Here is a 14,980-nt window from a genome sequence, read left to right on the forward strand (position 1 = left end):
ACACTTACTATTTCGTCCTGAACAGGGGTTTTGCTATGCGTTCCGCTTACTTACTGATAATAAGTCTGTTGCTGGCAGGCTGTTCTGCGCTTGAAACCACGCCCAAAGCCCCGCCTGCGCCAACCCAACAGGCGCAGGAGATTTCACGGGCACAGAGTGGCGGTTTGCCGAAGCTGGGTAACATTACCGTTAACGTGCATGGCTCACCGGATGATGCCCAGCGGGCCATCGCCGCTCAGGCTAATCAGGCTGGCGCGGCTTACTATCAAATTGTGATGCTGAGCGAAACGGTGATGCCCGGTTTATGGTACGCCAGCGCGATTCTGTACGGTGCCTCACCGGCCACAGGCACGGGCCAGTAACCGGTCAGTCACTGCAGCCTCAGACGGGTGCGAACCGCGCTGGTCGAGCCACTGCTGGCACCACGCATCAGCCAGGGGTGGCTCACTGTATTTCAGTAGCTGAGCGCCTGTCGCCAGCTGCAGCAGCGTGTGGGTGATGTCGCGCGCCTGCTCTTCGGGAACGTTCTTGAGCCTCAATCGCAGCTGACGCCAGCGCGTATCGAAATGCCGATTACTCCCTTTTACCGCCTCAAACTCCTGACTCAGCATCTCGGTCACCTCTGCATGGCGGCTGAGTACGCGCAGCACATCAAGACACATTACATTGCCCGATCCTTCCCAGATGCTGTTGACCGGCATGTCACGATAGAGGCGCGGCAGCTCACTCGCTTCGCAGTAGCCGATGCCCCCCAGCACTTCCATCGATTCCGCCACAAACGGCGCACCCGCTTTGCAAATCACATATTTTGCCGCTGGCGTGAATAAGCGGGCAAAGGCGACCTCATGCGGTTTGGCCGGTTGTGACCAGGCACGAGCCAGACGCATCAGCAGGGCAGTTTGCCCCTCAAGCTGCAGCGCCTGCTGTGCCAGAACCTGCCGCATTAGCGGCTGATCCACCAGATTTTTCCCCATGACCTGACGCTGATGAGCATGCCAGAGCGCCACCGAGAAGGCGCGCCGCATCTGACCATGACTGCCGAGCGCGCAGTCAAAGCGCGTCATACCGGCCATTTTCAGGATCAGCCGTACGCCTTCGCCCTCCTCCCCCAGCAGCCAGCCGGTCGCGTCGCGAAACTCCACTTCGCAACTGGCATTTGAGCGATTGCCCAGCTTATCTTTGAGCTGCTCAAGCTGGATGGCGTTACGTGACCCGTCGGGCAACAGGCGCGGCAGGAAAAAGCAGCTTAGTCCCTCGGGCGTCTGGGCCAGGACCAGATGCGCATCACTCTGCGGCGCTGAGAAAAACCACTTGTGGCCGGTCAGCCGCCAGGCTTCACCCGGGCCTCGTGCGCCCAGCGGCTCGGCACGGGTGGTGCTGGTAAGCAGATCGCTGCCGCCCTGCTTTTCTGTCATGCCCATCCCGATCAGCAATCCGCGTTTCTGGTCGCCGGGTTGTGCGTGCGTGTCGTAGCGATCGCTGAGCAGCGGATCGAGCCAGCTTTCAAACGCGGCGGGCAGATAAGCCTGCAGCAGCGGAATGGCGGCGTGCGTCATGGTCACCGGGCAGAGCGTACCCGCATCTACCTGTGCGTGCAGAATAAAGCGTGCAGCGCGCGCTACGCTGGCCTGTTCACGCACCGTCGGTTGCCAGCTGAGATTGTGCAGACGACTGGCGCAGACGCCCTGCATCAGCAGGTGCCAGGCAGGATGAAAGCGAACCTCATCCAGGCGCACGCCACGGGCATCGTAGCGCAGCAGTTCAGGCGGTTCAGCATTGGCGAGCCGCCCCAGCTCCAGCGACTCGGCGCTGCCCAGCTGGCGGCCGACTGACGCCAGCCATTCCCCATCCCATCCGGCGCCTTCGCGTGACAGTGCCTCGCCAAGCGGCGTGTCGGACAGGAACAGGTTACTGTTGCTCAGAGGATGGGGCTGATTAAAAACGGTGTGTGTTGTCCAGGTCATAACCACTCCTCGCGGATGTCACTCACTAAGTATACCCGTCGTCTTTCAAGCTGCATTTTTGTTGGCTGCGTTCACTCACCCGAATCACTTACTCATGTAAGCTCATCGGGATTCGTTCTCTTGCCGCCTCAATGCAACCCGAAATCCTTTGGGTATATACGAATGACGCGCAGTTATGCCTGGTACAGAAACTAATTTGTGGCGAGGATCACATCGGGGATCAGGCGTTGCGCTGACGCACCGCTTCAAACAGGCAGACACCGGTTGCGACCGAGACGTTGAGTGAAGAAACACTGCCCGCCATCGGAATGCTGATCAGCTCATCACAATGCTCGCGGGTCAGACGACGCATGCCTTCGCCTTCCGCACCCATCACCAGTGCCATCGGACCGGTCATTTTGCTCTGGAAGACGGTATGATCCGCTTCCCCTGCGGTGCCGACCACCCAGATGTTGTACTCCTGCAGCAGGCGCAGTGTACGCGCAAGGTTAGTAACGCGAATCAGCGGCACATTCTCTGCCGCACCGCTGGCCACTTTTTTGGCCGTGGCATTCAGGGGAGCAGAGCGATCTTTCGGCACAATAATCGCATGAACACCCGCCGCATCGGCGCTGCGCAGGCAGGCACCCAGGTTGTGCGGATCGGTAACCCCATCCAGCACCAGCAGGAAAGGCTTCTCCAGGCTCTGCAGCAGATCCGGCAGGTCGCCTTCCTGATACTGACGACCCGGTTTTACCCGCGCCACGATGCCCTGATGCACACCGCCTTCAACCTGGCTGTCGAGCCACTTACGCTCGGCCAGCTGAATCACGATCCCCTGAGCTTCCAGCGCGGCGACCACGGGTTGCAGGCGACGATCGTCGCGGCCTTTGAGGATAAAGACTTCCTGGAAACGTTGTGGATCACGTTCCAGCAGCGCCTGCACGGCATGGATACCAAAAATAATTTCGCTCATCGATCTGCTCAGTGGTTGGAAATGAATAAATGACCGCCCTTTCTGCGGAGAGAAAGGGCGGGTACGCGCATCCTGTTACGCTCAGCCTTCAGGCTCAGCTTTTTTTCTGGCGCGCTTCGCCCGGGTGGCGGCGGCGATTTTACGGGTTTTTTCCGAGACGTTTTTACTTTTTTTCTCGGTATTGGCGGCGGCAGGTTTGCCCCTGTCACCCCGGAATGCAGCATCCGGCTCGAAGTTGGACTTTTTGTTCACGTTACGACGACGCTTAGCTGGCGCGTTGTCTTCACGCTTCGCCCGATCACGCGCAGTTTTACCTTCACCACGCACCTGACGCTGGCTGGAGATAAGAGCAAAGTCGATTTTACGCTCGTCCATATGGACCGCCTCGACACGCACTTCAACGGTGTCACCCAGACGATAGGTGCGGCCGCCCGATTCACCGATCAGACGCTGACCTACCGGGTCAAAACGGTAGTAATCGTTGTCGAGGGTTGAAACGTGCACCAGACCATCGATGAACAGATCGCTCAGGCGGACAAAGAAGCCAAATCCGGTCACGCTGGAGATGACGCCGTTGAAGACATTGCCGACCTGATCCTGCATGAAGTCACACTTGAGCCAGTCCGCGACGTCGCGGGTTGCTTCATCGGCGCGACGCTCGGTCAGGGAACAGTGCAGACCCAGCTGCAGCATCTCCGGCATCTCGTAGTGATAGCCGCCGGTTGCTGTCGTCATATCTTTGGCGACATTGCGCTCCTTCGGCATCAGATATTTGATGGCGCGTTGTACCAGACCTTTACCTTCATCCTGCTCTTTTGCCAGCAGATATTTAATGGCGCGGTGCAGCGTCAGATCCGGGTAGCGGCGAATTGGCGAAGTAAAGTGCGCATACGATGAGAGTGCCAGACCAAAGTGACCGCGGTTTTCCGGATCGTATACCGCCTGCTTCATCGAACGCAGCAGCATGGTTTGCAGCATTTCTGCATCAGGACGATCGGCAACCTGCTTCAGCAGCGCCGCATAATCCACAGGCTGCGGTTTGTTGCCGCCTGGCAGAGTCAATCCCAGTTCGTTGAGCACGGTACGGAAGCTCTTGATGCTCTCATCGGTCGGGCGATCGTGATCGCGGAACAGTGCCGGTTCCTGATTTTTCTCAACGAAGCGTGCTGAGGCGATGTTCGCCAGGATCATGCACTCTTCGATCAGCTTGTGGGCGTCATTACGTGACGTGCGCTCAACCCGTTCAATACGGCGCTCGGCGTTGAAGATGAACTTCGCCTCTTCCGTTTCAAACGAGATACCGCCGCGCTCTTCACGTGCAGCGTCCAGTACCTGGTAGAGGTTGTGCAGCTCTTCAAGATCTTTGACCAGCGGTGCATACTGCTGACGCAGCTCTTTGTCGCCCTGCAGGATGTTCCAGACTTTGTTGTAGGTCAGACGCGCATGGGAGTTCATCACCGCTTCGTAATGCTTAAAGCCGGTGAGCTTACCTTTGGTCGAAATGGTCATCTCGCACACCATACAGAGTCGATCGACCTGCGGGTTAAGCGAGCATAAGCCATTCGACAGCACTTCCGGCAGCATCGGCACAACCTGCGACGGGAAGTAGACTGAGGTGCCGCGCTGATGCGCTTCGTCATCCAGTGGCGTGCCAGGACGGACGTAATAGCTCACATCGGCGATAGCGACCCACAGACGCCATCCGCCACCGCGTTTTTTCTCGCAGTAGACCGCATCATCAAAGTCACGGGCATCTTCACCATCAATGGTGACCAGCGGCAGTTTGCGCAGATCGACGCGGCCTTTTTTGGCCTCTTCCGGGACTTCTTCTTTCAGCTTGCTGACCTGAGCTTCCACTTCTGGCGGCCAGGTGTGCGGAATTTCATGGGTACGCAGCGCCATATCAACGGCCAGGCTGGTGCCCATGTCATCGCCCAGAATCTCAGCCACTTTACCGATCGCTTTGGTGCGGCGGTTCGGACGCTGGACCAGCTCAACCACCACCACGGAACCCATGCGGGCATTCATCGTCTCTTCAGGCGGGATGAGGATATCAAAACTCAGGCGACTGTCGTCCGGTACCACGAAGCCGGCACCGGCATCGGTAAAGTAGCGGCCAACGATCTGATTGTTACGTGGTTCCTGCACGCGGACCACGCGCGCTTCGCGGCGGCCTTTGCGATCGGCACCCAGCGGCTGCGCCAGGATTACGTCACCATGCATACAGAATTTCATCTGCTCTGCGGAGAGGTAAAGGTCATCTTTCTGACCTTCTGCCCGCAGGAAGCCGTAGCCATCACGGTGGCCAATGACTTTACCGCGCAGGAGATCAAGACGTTCTGGCAGCGCATAGCATTGACGGCGGGTGAACACCAGCTGACCATCACGCTCCATGGCGCGAAGGCGGCGACGCAGCGCCTCAAGGTGCTCTTCTTCGTGCAGGTTCATCTCTTCAGCCAGCTCTTCACGGCTGGCTGGTTTTTCACGTTTTTCTAACAGCGCCAGAATAAATTCACGGCTTGGAATAGGGTTTTCGTATTTTTCAGCTTCTCTATCCTGAAAAGGATCTTTTGACATAGCGGTTCCTCCGATGTCATTTAATATTTATTTCCGCCGGCGATTTGGAAAGGATGATTTCATAAAGTGGTGTATTTCCTTCGACCAAATCTGCCAGCGTATAGCTATCCAGCTCCTGCAAAAAGCGCTGCACTGCATCGTGCAGTGCCTGCTTCAGACGGCAGGCTGGTGTGATGGAACAGGAGGCGCAATCCACTAATTGTAGCGGTTCCATCTTGCGTACCACGTCGCCAATAACAATCTGACGAGGCGGCATACCCAGGCGAATGCCCCCATTTTTTCCACGTGTTGCGGCAACGTAGCCCGCACGGCTCAGCTGATTGATGATTTTGACCATATGATTACGGGACAAACCATAGGTATTTGTCACTTCCGTAATATTGGTTTGCTGACCTTCAGGCAACGCTGCCAGATAAATCAGCGCCCGTAAGCCATAATCAGTAAAACTCGTGAGCTGCACAGTAACCTCAGTGAACCTTCAGGCGTGGCATTGCATTATTCGCCCTGTGATTGATGTCAGAATTAAATCGGATCGTCATTCGATTAGCTACGATGATAAACCAGAGTCTGATTTGCCGTGCGTTTTTTTAAGCCAGCACAAGGTTTGACAAGCGAAGGGAGGTAAAGTGGCATCAAAGAGTGGAAAAACAAGGGCCGGACAGCGTCCGGCCTGAATGATTATGCGTCGAATGGATCGCGCAGAATCATCGTTTCACTGCGGTCTGGACCGGTTGAGATAATATCAATCGGCACACCCGTTACCTCTTCTACACGCTTAATGTAGTCGCGTGCAGCCTGAGGCAAACCTTCCAGCGTCTTCACGCCAAATGTAGTCTCGCTCCAGCCTGGCAGGGTTTCGTAGATCGGCTCAATGCCTTCCCAGTTCTCTGCCGCCAGTGGCGTAGTAGTCACTTCACGGCCATCAGGCATACGGTAAGCAACACAGATTTTCACCTCTTTCAGGCCATCCAGCACGTCCAGTTTGGTCATGCAGAAACCTGACAGGGAGTTGATCTGAACCGCGCGGCGAACCGCGACCGCATCCAGCCAGCCGGTACGACGACGACGTCCGGTGGTCGCACCAAACTCATTGCCCTGCGCACAGAGGAATTCGCCGGTTTCATCGAACAGCTCAGTCGGGAACGGACCTGCGCCCACGCGGGTTGAGTACGCTTTCACAATACCCAGCACGTAGTCGACATAGCGCGGACCAATGCCTGAGCCGGTTGCCACGCCACCTGCGGTCGTGTTGGACGACGTCACGTACGGATAAGTTCCGTGATCGATATCCAGCAGCGTACCCTGCGCGCCTTCAAACATAATCAGATCGCCACGCTTACGCGCGCTGTCCAGCAGTTCTGAAACGTCAACCACCATGCCAGTGAGGATGTCAGCAACTTCCATCACATCGCTCAGCACTTTGTCGAAGTCCACTGCCGGCTCTTTGTAGTACTCAACCAGCTGGAAGTTGTAGAAATCGACCACTTCTTTCAGCTTGGCAGCAAAGGTTTCTTTGTTGAACAGATCGCTGACGCGCAGTGCACGACGGGCGACTTTGTCTTCATAAGCAGGACCGATGCCACGACCGGTAGTACCAATCGCTTTGGCACCACGGGCACGTTCACGCGCCATATCCATCGCAACGTGATATTGCAGAATCAGCGGACAGGCTTCAGAAATCAGCAGACGTTCACGTACCGGGATCCCGCGCGCTTCCAGGCCTTTCATCTCTTTCATTAAGGCTTCAGGAGAAAGCACTACGCCGTTACCGATAATGCTGGTGACGTTATCGCGCAGAATGCCAGAGGGGATCAGGTGGAGGACGGTTTTTTCACCGTTGATGACAAGCGTGTGGCCCGCATTGTGGCCGCCTTGATAACGCACAACGTAATTCGCGCGCTCAGTCAGAAGGTCTACAATCTTACCTTTACCTTCGTCACCCCATTGGGTGCCCAGTACGACGACGTTCTTACCCATTTCTCAAAATCACCGATTGCTTAAAAAAGGATTCTACCATCTGATCCCATGGTTTTCAGCACTTTTAGCATACGATTGCGCGCTTTTTTGCCTGAGTTTTGATCACTACAACATGTTGGGGATAATGGCGCGAAGAGGCACAATTTAGCCGGTCTTAACCCTGGTATCAGAGGTTGCCATGCAGGCTGAGCATGCAGTAAATCACCATGCCCGCGACCACCAGTCCGCCGCCAAAGCGATGCAGCAGACGGTCGGGTAAGCGGGTCATCGTCAGGATCATGCGTCGCCAGGCGCGTGGCATAAACATCGGTCCCAACCCTTCCAGCACTAATACCAGCGCCAGTGCCATCCAGATGCTTGTTTTCATCTTGCTACCCAAAAAAAAGGCCGACAACATTGTCGGCCCACAGGTTATATCAGTTCTTAACGTGTCGCGTTAGAGGGCGCCTTCATATATCGGAAGAAGTCGCTATCCGGGCTTAACACCATCACATCCTGATTTTCATTAAAGCTGTTTTCATAGGCACGCAGGCTACGAATAAAGGCGTAGAAGTCAGGATCTTTGCTGAACGAATCCGCAAACAACCGCGCCGTTTCTGCATCACCGTCACCGCGAGTGATCAGGGCTTCACGCTGGGCTTCAGCCAACGTACGCGTCACCTGATAATCGGCCTGAGCACGCAGTTTTTCTGCCTCTTCCTGACCCTGTGAACGCTGACTACGCGCTACGGCTTCACGCTCAGCACGCATACGGTTGAAGATTGCATCGGACACTTCGGTCGGCAGGTTGATCTGCTTGATGCGCACATCCACAACCTGAATACCCAGTGCTGCCATGCTGTTCGGATTCGGCGCTGGCTCGCTGCTGTTGGTTTCACGCTCTACACGGGCTGCTGCGCTGGCAATCGCATCATCAGCCGCAGGCGTGGCGATTTCATCATCGCTGCCCGCAGAACCGGTATTCAGCGCGTCACGCACATCGGTGGTCAGGCGACCACGGGAATCTGTGACGATATCCTTCACATCCAGACGACCCATTTCAGAACGCAAACGGTCACTGAACTTACGTTTCAGCAGCACTTCTGCCTGAGAAACATCACCGCCACCGGTTGCCAGGTAGTAGCGACTGAAATCGCTGATACGCCATTTGATGTAGGAGTCCACGATCAGATCTTTCTTCTCTTTGGTGACGAAGCGATCGGCCTGGTTATCCATAGTCTGAATGCGTGCATCCAGCGTTTTAACCGTTTCCAGGAAAGGGATCTTAAAATGCAGACCCGGCTCAAACACCTGGGGTTTATTTTCGCCGTCGCGCAGGACTTTACCGAAGCGCAGAACAATGCCCCGCTGCCCTTCCTGCACCACAAACAGCGACGCATAGAGCGCCACCAGCACGACAATGATTAAAAATACTATTGGCTTACGCATCGATTACTCTCTCCCTTCGCGCTGGCTGTCGCTGCGCTGAGCATTCGCCCGACGCTGATCCATAATATTGTCCGGACTGTATGACGACGTGTCATTGCGGCTGGCGTTGCGATCGGAGGTGGCTGGCAGCGAAGAACTGTTACCGCCTTTCTGACCATTCTGACCCGATGTCGCCTGACCGCCACGCATCAGCTGATCCAGCGGCAGCATCATCAGGTTGTTACCCCGATCGTTAACCAGTACTTTGCGGGTATGGCTCAGCACACGTTCCATGGTCTCGATATAGAGACGCTCTTTGGTGATTTCAGGCGCGGCTTTATACTCCGGCAGAATCTTGGCGAAACGCGCCACTTCACCCTGTGCTTCCAGAACGGTACGCTCTTTGTAAGCGCGCGCTTCTTCCAGAATACGTTGCGCCTGGCCATTAGCACGAGGCTGAACTTCGTTGGCGTAAGCTTCTGCTTCACGAACATACTGTTCGCGGTTTTCACGTGCGGCAATCGCATCATCAAATGCAGACTTCACCTCTTCCGGCGGACGGGCAGCCTGGAAGTTGACGTCCAGCACCGCGATCCCCATGTTGTAAGGGCGAATTGTTTCATCGATTTCACGCTGGGTGTCGCTACGCACCACGGTACGGCCTTCGGTCAGAATGCGGTCCATGGTAGAACGACCAATCACGCCGCGCAGCGCACTGTCAGTGGCCTGGCGCAGGCTGTCATCCGCGCTGGTCACGGCATAAAGATAACGTTCCGGATCGGTCACGCGATACTGCACGTTCATTTCCACGCGCACGACGTTTTCATCTGAGGTCAGCATCACGCCAGAAGCCGCCAGTTCACGCACTGCTTCAACGTTAACCGCGCGTACCTGATCAACAAATGTCGGTTTCCAGTTCAGACCGGGCTCAACCAGGTGACTGAACTTACCGAAGCGCGTTACCACGCCACGTTCCGCTTCTTTGATGGTGTAGAAACCGCTTGCAGCCCAGATGACTACAGCAGCAACAGCCACGATGCCAACGATTTTGCCACCGCTGCCGGAGCCGCGCTGACCGTTGTCGCTCTGTTTGCCACCGCCCAGTCCACCAAGCTTCTTGCTCAGCTTACGGAAGATATCATCCAGATCAGGAGGCCCGGATTCCCGTCCTCCCTTATTTCCCCCAGAGTTGCCGCCTTGATTATTGCTGCTTCCCCACGGGTCGCGGTCCTGTCCGTTATTTCCGGGCTGATTCCACGCCATGTCTCTACTCCATTTATTGTAATTACGGTTTTTACCCTTCATCTTTCGGATTGCAGCGGTACTGGCTGCCTTCGCTCATCCCATTCACTTACCTGCGTAAGCGCCCGGGGATTCACTCAGTTGCCGCCTTGCTGAAATCCGAAATACCCGGGTAAATCCTGCGTATTCAGGCCTGCAACGAAAGTGCGACAATCTTCAATTTTTAAGGTAAATGCGTTTGGGCAATATCAAACAATGTAACTGGTCAGCGACGGTTCCTGTTTACATAAACGCATCCACTCAATGATGGGCATACGTATCTGCAATCCTACACTGCCGTCCTCTTCATTCCACTCTTTCTCAATCGCCTGCAACTGATAGAAACGGCTGCGAAGTCGCCCCGCCTCCGGTGGCAGACGTAACGCGTGCTGGGCAATTTCCCCTGACAGGCGCTCGGACAAAGCCTGCCACAGCAACGGAATGCCTGCACCGGTCTGGGCGGAAAGCCAGACGCGGATGGGCAGGTTCTCTTCGTTGCGATCGATACGCGGTTCGAATCCGTCGAGCATATCGATTTTATTCATGACCAGTAAGGTCGGAATTTCGTCCGCTTCAATCTCTTCCAGTACGGCATCAACGGCGGCGATATTTTCCGTAACGCGAAGATCGGCACCATCAATCACGTGCAGTAACAGCGTCGCCTGACGTGTCTCCTGCAGCGTGGCTTTAAATGCGGCAACCAGATCGTGAGGAAGATGGCGAATAAAGCCGACCGTGTCCGCCAGAACCACGTCTCCGACATCGGCAACATTCAGACGACGCAGTGTGGGGTCAAGTGTCGCAAACAGCTGGTCTGCGGCAAAGACGTTGGCAGAGGTCATAGCGTTAAAGAGGGTCGACTTGCCGGCGTTGGTGTAACCCACCAGCGAAACAGTTGGCACATCCGCTTTAGCACGAGACTGTCGTCCCTGCTCACGCTGTTTTTCAACCCGCTCAAGACGAGACAGGATCTGACTGATACGTCCGCGCAGAAGACGGCGGTCGGTTTCTAACTGTGTTTCACCCGGGCCACGCAAGCCGATCCCGCCTTTCTGACGTTCAAGGTGCGTCCAGCCACGTACCAGACGTGTCGCAAGGTGACGTAGCTGCGCCAGCTCAACCTGCAATTTACCTTCGTGGGTACGCGCGCGTTGAGCAAAAATATCCAGAATAAGACCAGTGCGATCAATGACACGGCATTCGCACAGGCGCTCGAGGTTTCTTTCCTGAGCGGGCGTAAGGGCATGATCGAATAATACGACCGATGCTCCAGTTGTTTTTACCGCATCGGCAATTTCAACGGCTTTTCCTTCACCGACAAAATACTTGGGGTGTGGCGCTTTACGGCTGCCAGTAACCACTTGCAGCGCCTCAACGCCAGCAGAAGAGACCAGAGTTTCAAACTCCTGTAAATCTTCTACTTCTTTGTCTTGGGAGAACCAGATGTGTACCAGTACGGCCTGCTCACCGGCATCATAACGGTCAAACAAGCTATAACCTCGCTAAATAAAAGACCAGGACGGAAAACCTCTGTTCTCCGTTCCTGGCTGTACGGCGACGCGTTATTCTGCGTTATCACCGTCTTGTTGTGGCTGTGGCTGCGCAGATGTGTTGCTGCCACCATGATGGTAATTGTTGCTGCCGCCACCGGTATTATTGCTATGGTGAGAAACCGGGCGCGAAGGAACAACGGTAGAAATGGCGTGCTTATAAACCATCTGGCTTACCGTGTTTTTCAACAAAATGACGAACTGATCAAATGACTCAATCTGACCCTGCAGCTTAATACCGTTAACCAGATAAATCGAAACCGGAACACGTTCACGACGCAATGCGTTCAAAAACGGGTCTTGTAATGATTGCCCCTTAGCCATTCTATCTTTTCCTTATATGCTTGTTGTTTGTTGCTAGTAGAACCTATGGTTCTGAAAAAAACTGCGTAAAAATTTGCGCACGATAACCCATCAATTGTACACAATCACCCATGCTTCGCACTAAGAACCTGTAACACTGTATCACGCGCCAGCCGGGGCTCGTCACTGTCAAGCCAGTGAACATTTTCCCAACCGCGTAACCAGGTCATCTGTCGCTTAGCAAGCTGCCGGGTTGCGCAAATTCCCCGATAAACCATCTCGCTGTAATCGATTTCGCCCGACAAATAAGACCACATCTGACGATAACCAACACAACGAATGGAAGGCATGTCCGTATGCAAATCACCTCGTGCAAACAGGGCCCGAGACTCCGCTTCAAATCCTGACGCCAACATCTGCTCAAAACGCAACGCGATGCGCTGGTGCAGCAATTCGCGGCTCGCGGGGGCGATGGCAAACTGTTGCACGTCGTAGGGTAACGCTTCACCGGATGTTTTTGTCAGTTCCGTTAAAGTTTTACCCGAAATAAAAAAAACTTCCAGTGCTCGCGAAAGTCTCTGCGGATCATTCGGATGAATACGACTGCCGGCAACCGGGTCGATTTCACACAGCTGGCGGTGTAAAGCTTCCCAGCCTTTTTCACGCGCCGTTTGCTCTATCCGCTGACGAACGTCGGGATCGGCCGAGGGCAACGGCGACAATCCTTCAAGTAACGCCTTGAAGTAGAGCATGGTTCCACCAACAAGCAACGGTATTCGTCCGGCTTCAACGATATCCGCCATTTCTGCTAAAGCATCCCGCCGGAACTCCGCTGCCGAATAAGCTTCTGCGGGGTCGCGGATGTCGAGCAGACGATGGGGTGCCACTGCTAACTCCTCAGCCGACGGTTTCGCCGTGCCAATATCCATCTGACGATAGATTAAGGCAGAATCTACGCTGATTAGTTCCACTGGTAACTGCTTACGCAATTCAATTGCTAAAGCCGTTTTGCCAGACGCCGTGGGTCCCATCAAAAAAATAGCCTTTGGCCGGCCAGCCTGGTTTAGTTCACTCATGCTTCAACGCGTTGACCGCGCTCTCAATCTCTATGGGCTGTAATAAGCCTGAAGGCGGCGATTTCAGCAACTGAGGGCAAAGCCGTTCAAGCTCTGCCAGCAGGTTGATCGCCTGTGAGTGATTCCAGTCAGAGGACTCTGTTTCCTGACGCCGCGCCAGCCACTGGGCCAGTTGCGTCGCAGAATTCTCCTGCTGCCGGGCGAGATAGCCTAACAGCTCAGGAATCAAGATTTGTAAATTTTGTGTTCGTAACGGTAAAGGCACCGCGCGCAACGTCACGTGGTCTCCTTCGGGCTGAAGTTCAATGCCCATCTGATTGAGCAGGCTGCTATTTTCTTTTGCCGCCTGTCGTTCTTCCTGGGCGACTTTCAGGCGCACCGGGATCAGCAATGGCTGCGGTTTAAGTCCCTCTTCGCCTGGTTCAAGCTGCGCCTGTTTCAGCCAGCGCGCCGCCACCGGCAACGCCATCAGCATTAATGTCTGATCCTGCTCCAGCAGTGCAAAATGATTGTGCAACACGGTCAGTACACGGCCAAAACTTTGAGCATGCGCGGCCAGTGGCGAAGGTCTTTCGGCCTGACGCGCTATCGGCTCGCGGGCTTTTGTCGGTGATGACGTGCTGACAGGGGTTTTCAGTAACTGCTGATAAACCGCCCCTTCACGCTGACGATACACATTCTCTTTGTTCTGCCAGGCCTGTGCAGGCTGTGTTTCACGCCCGGATGCTGCTGATTTCTTCTCGCTGGCAGACGCCGCAGGCTGCGCAAAATGATTACCGCCTGCTGCCTGACGGTTTTCCGGCTGCCAGCGCGGTGCGGGCTCTTCTGCCTGAAGCGCAGGTAAGTTCGGTGCCGCCATCGCCTGTAATGCGCTGACCACACCCTGATAGATAAAATCATGCACCAGGCGTGACTGATGAAACCGTACTTCATGCTTAGCCGGATGGACGTTGACATCAACCTGATGCGGGTCAATCTCCAGATAGAGCACATAAGCGGGCTGCTGGTCATCCTGAAGCTGGGTCTGGAATGCCTGGCGGATAGCGTGGTTAATCAGCTTATCGCGCATCATCCGGCCATTCACATAGCAATACTGCAGATCGGTGACCTGACGCGAACCGGCAGGGTCGGCAACCCAGCCGCGCAGCGAGAGGTCGTCATGCTGCCAGTCGATGCGCAGCGCATGCTGCATAAACGTGGTGCCGCAGATAGAAGCCAGTCGCCGTTCGCGCTGGCTCTCCTCGCTGACGGCCCGATACTGACGCATCATTTTACCGTTGTGGCTCAGCGACAGTGCCACGTCGAAACGTGCCAGGGCAATACGGCGAATGACCTCGTCGATATGACCGAACTCCGTTTTTTCGGTGCGCATAAATTTGCGGCGTGCCGGCGTATTATAAAACAGGTCCAGTACTTCCAGCGTGGTACCGCAGGGATGTGCCGCCGGTTTAACCGTTACCGCCATATCACGCCCTTCTGCATAGGCCTGCCAGGCTTCAGTTTGATCGGCGGTGCGTGAGGTGAGTGTCAGGCGGGACACAGAACTGATACTGGCCAGCGCTTCACCGCGAAAACCCAGGCTCATGATCGCTTCCAGGTCATCCAGTGAGGCTATTTTACTGGTTGCGTGTCGGGCAAGTGCCATCGACAGCTCGCTTTTCACGATGCCGCAGCCGTTGTCACGAATGCGGATGAGCTTTGCGCCGCCCTTTTCAATATCAACGTCAATGCGCGTCGCGCCGGCATCCAGGCTATTCTCCACCAGCTCTTTAACCACGGAGGCAGGACGCTCAACCACTTCACCCGCCGCAATCTGGTTAGCCAGCTGGGGTGGTAAAATTTGAATCGGCATGATTTTCCTTTTAGCTGGCAGCCCGGCGCAGTGGCCGG

At 55.3% G+C, this 14,980-nt stretch carries 13 protein-coding genes; 1 reads left to right on the forward strand and 12 read right to left on the reverse strand.

The window, feature by feature from the left end:
• Positions 1–35: 35 nt before the first annotated feature.
• Positions 36–362: a biofilm peroxide resistance protein BsmA gene (bsmA, locus tag FA92_RS15490; protein WP_013359173.1), complete on the forward strand. Its 327-nt coding sequence runs from the start codon at positions 36–38 to the stop codon at positions 360–362.
• Here bsmA and FA92_RS15495 read toward each other — a convergent pair.
• The 12 genes from FA92_RS15495 to mutL all read right to left on the reverse strand — a co-directional run bounded on the left by FA92_RS15495 (position 336) and on the right by mutL (position 14,942).
• On the reverse strand, positions 336–1,964 hold the full coding sequence (locus FA92_RS15495; RefSeq protein WP_033784111.1) for an isovaleryl-CoA dehydrogenase: 1,629 nt from the start codon (positions 1,962–1,964) through the stop codon (positions 336–338). The two genes, bsmA and FA92_RS15495, sit on opposite strands and share 27 nt — an antisense overlap.
• Positions 1,965–2,184: 220 nt before the next feature.
• Positions 2,185–2,919, reverse strand: coding sequence for a 23S rRNA (guanosine(2251)-2'-O)-methyltransferase RlmB (gene rlmB, locus FA92_RS15500; protein ID WP_033734044.1), 735 nt, complete (start codon positions 2,917–2,919; stop codon positions 2,185–2,187).
• Between the two features lie 81 nt (positions 2,920–3,000).
• Positions 3,001–5,496 carry a ribonuclease R gene (rnr, locus tag FA92_RS15505; RefSeq protein ID WP_033784112.1) on the reverse strand — a complete coding sequence of 832 codons (2,496 nt, stop codon included), beginning with the start codon at positions 5,494–5,496 and terminating at the stop codon, positions 3,001–3,003.
• Between the two features lie 16 nt (positions 5,497–5,512).
• Positions 5,513–5,956 carry a nitric oxide-sensing transcriptional repressor NsrR gene (gene nsrR, locus FA92_RS15510; protein ID WP_013359177.1) on the reverse strand — a complete coding sequence of 148 codons (444 nt, stop codon included), beginning with the start codon at positions 5,954–5,956 and terminating at the stop codon, positions 5,513–5,515.
• Between the two features lie 218 nt (positions 5,957–6,174).
• Positions 6,175–7,473: an adenylosuccinate synthase gene (locus FA92_RS15515; RefSeq protein ID WP_013359178.1), complete on the reverse strand. Its 1,299-nt coding sequence runs from the start codon at positions 7,471–7,473 to the stop codon at positions 6,175–6,177.
• 166 nt (positions 7,474–7,639) lie between these two features.
• Positions 7,640–7,840: a DUF2065 domain-containing protein gene (locus FA92_RS15520; protein ID WP_010256126.1), complete on the reverse strand. Its 201-nt coding sequence runs from the start codon at positions 7,838–7,840 to the stop codon at positions 7,640–7,642.
• A 56-nt stretch (positions 7,841–7,896) separates the two neighbouring features.
• Positions 7,897–8,901: a protease modulator HflC gene (gene hflC / locus FA92_RS15525; RefSeq protein WP_013359179.1), complete on the reverse strand. Its 1,005-nt coding sequence runs from the start codon at positions 8,899–8,901 to the stop codon at positions 7,897–7,899.
• A gap of 3 nt (positions 8,902–8,904) precedes the next feature.
• Positions 8,905–10,143 carry an FtsH protease activity modulator HflK gene (gene hflK / locus FA92_RS15530; RefSeq protein ID WP_013359180.1) on the reverse strand — a complete coding sequence of 413 codons (1,239 nt, stop codon included), beginning with the start codon at positions 10,141–10,143 and terminating at the stop codon, positions 8,905–8,907.
• 227 nt (positions 10,144–10,370) lie between these two features.
• Entirely contained in the window at positions 10,371–11,651 is a 1,281-nt protein-coding gene (hflX, locus tag FA92_RS15535) for a ribosome rescue GTPase HflX (protein WP_013359181.1), read from the reverse strand.
• Positions 11,652–11,723: 72 nt separating this feature from the next.
• Positions 11,724–12,035, reverse strand: a complete 312-nt coding sequence (gene hfq, locus FA92_RS15540; RefSeq protein WP_009087468.1) for an RNA chaperone Hfq — start codon at positions 12,033–12,035, stop codon at positions 11,724–11,726.
• A 104-nt stretch (positions 12,036–12,139) separates the two neighbouring features.
• Positions 12,140–13,090 (reverse strand): tRNA (adenosine(37)-N6)-dimethylallyltransferase MiaA, encoded by a 951-nt coding sequence (gene miaA, locus FA92_RS15545; RefSeq protein ID WP_013359182.1) that lies wholly within the window; start codon positions 13,088–13,090, stop codon positions 12,140–12,142.
• Entirely contained in the window at positions 13,083–14,942 is a 1,860-nt protein-coding gene (gene mutL / locus FA92_RS15550; RefSeq protein WP_033784113.1) for a DNA mismatch repair endonuclease MutL, read from the reverse strand. Before mutL ends, miaA begins: the two co-directional genes overlap by 8 nt.
• Positions 14,943–14,980 lie beyond the last annotated feature (38 nt).

Source organism: Pantoea sp. 9140, assembly GCF_000745295.1.
Classification (GTDB): domain Bacteria; phylum Pseudomonadota; class Gammaproteobacteria; order Enterobacterales; family Enterobacteriaceae; genus Pantoea; species Pantoea vagans.

Bases quoted from the DNA above. Each gene is read 5' to 3' on its own strand.
- rlmB (WP_033734044.1), bottom strand. From the start codon at position 2,919: ATGAGCGAAATTATTTTTGGTATCCATGCCGTGCAGGCGCTGCTGGAA.
- FA92_RS15495 (WP_033784111.1), bottom strand. From the start codon at position 1,964: ATGACCTGGACAACACACACCGTTTTTAATCAGCCCCATCCTCTGAGC.
- FA92_RS15515 (WP_013359178.1), bottom strand. From the start codon at position 7,473: ATGGGTAAGAACGTCGTCGTACTGGGCACCCAATGGGGTGACGAAGGT.
- mutL (WP_033784113.1), bottom strand. From the start codon at position 14,942: ATGCCGATTCAAATTTTACCACCCCAGCTGGCTAACCAGATTGCGGCG.
- hflC (WP_013359179.1), bottom strand. From the start codon at position 8,901: ATGCGTAAGCCAATAGTATTTTTAATCATTGTCGTGCTGGTGGCGCTC.
- hflK (WP_013359180.1), bottom strand. From the start codon at position 10,143: ATGGCGTGGAATCAGCCCGGAAATAACGGACAGGACCGCGACCCGTGG.
- FA92_RS15520 (WP_010256126.1), bottom strand. From the start codon at position 7,840: ATGAAAACAAGCATCTGGATGGCACTGGCGCTGGTATTAGTGCTGGAA.
- rnr (WP_033784112.1), bottom strand. From the start codon at position 5,496: ATGTCAAAAGATCCTTTTCAGGATAGAGAAGCTGAAAAATACGAAAAC.
- bsmA (WP_013359173.1), top strand. From the start codon at position 36: ATGCGTTCCGCTTACTTACTGATAATAAGTCTGTTGCTGGCAGGCTGT.
- hfq (WP_009087468.1), bottom strand. From the start codon at position 12,035: ATGGCTAAGGGGCAATCATTACAAGACCCGTTTTTGAACGCATTGCGT.
- miaA (WP_013359182.1), bottom strand. From the start codon at position 13,090: ATGAGTGAACTAAACCAGGCTGGCCGGCCAAAGGCTATTTTTTTGATG.